Raw genomic sequence first — 1,062 nt, 5'->3', positions numbered from 1 at the left:
CGTAGGCCCTTTGACAAGCGGGAACGACATTTCAATTTTGGCGATCCCAAGCGTTAAACCTACAAAAAACCTGGATATGTCCCGAAATTACATTTTTGCCTTTCAGATATTGGTCAGACATCTTGATCAATATAAATCATACACAACTTGTCAGCAAATATCAGACAAATTAGATACGTTAACTAACGGAGCGGTCACAAGTGGTGGCGGCTCTTTTACTTTTGTTAAATGCGAAGTTTACACAACGCCTAACTGGGTTGAACAAACACCAGAGGGCCACATATATACCGCAATGTTTCAAGCGGAACTATACCTATAAGGAGTGGGTTGAATGCCTCAAAAAGAAGGTCTCTTAATTAACTCATCACATAAATTCTTTATCGACATTACACCAGATGGAACGGAGCGCACATGGTCAAGACTTGCGAAAGGATTAAGCAGCTTTGATCCAAGTTTGAACGAAGAAAACGACCAAACGCAATACTTAAACACCGGAACCATGAAACAAACAACAGTAACAGGCGGCCAACAAACAATCGCATTCGAAGGTCATAGATATTATGGTGATGAAGCGCAAGAGTATGTTTTCAGCAAAAAATATAAAGTTGGCCCTGATCGAGAAACTAATTTCAAATGGGAAGAGCCGAACGGAAATATTATTGAATGCCCTTGTACCATTGCGACTATTGAAGGACCTGGCGGGGATGCAGGAGCTAAAGGTGAAATCAGTATTGAAATTCACCTCAATGGCGAGCCGACAGAAACAACAGCCACGCCCTAATGCGCCCCAAAATCTACGGTACACAGCTACTTCAGATAGTGTAACAGTGGAATGGGATGCCGTATAAGGGGCGGACTCATACAACGTTTATAGAGGCGCAGAGAAGAAGTTAGACGCAAATGTCACGACTACATCACACACACTGACGGGAATTGCGGCAGATACGCAGTTAACTGTAAATGTAACCGCAGTGAACGAGGGCGGCGAGTCTCCAATGTCTCAGATCGTCACGAAAACACAGCCAACACCAGCTTAATAAGTCAACATACAAGACATAGAGC

The 1,062-nt window shown here is 43.2% G+C and carries 2 protein-coding genes and 1 pseudogene; all 3 read left to right on the top strand.

Annotation, left to right across the window (positions count from 1 at the left end):
* The first annotated feature begins 10 nt into the window (after positions 1–10).
* The gene (locus ACWGB8_RS38645) at positions 11–319 is read left to right on the top strand and encodes a phage tail terminator protein (RefSeq protein WP_452218317.1); all 309 of its coding nucleotides are present in this window, start codon (positions 11–13) and stop codon (positions 317–319) included.
* A 12-nt stretch (positions 320–331) separates the two neighbouring features.
* Entirely contained in the window at positions 332–781 is a 450-nt protein-coding gene (locus ACWGB8_RS38640) for a phage tail tube protein (protein ID WP_376912402.1), read from the top strand.
* Positions 782–866: 85 nt separating this feature from the next.
* Positions 867–1,037: pseudogene (locus ACWGB8_RS38635) on the top strand (fibronectin type III domain-containing protein); the annotation flags it as partial.
* Positions 1,038–1,062: the final 25 nt, after the last annotated feature.

It is taken from the genome of Kitasatospora sp. NPDC054939, assembly GCF_053610105.1.
This window is presented reverse-complemented; position numbering and strand designations above follow the sequence as displayed.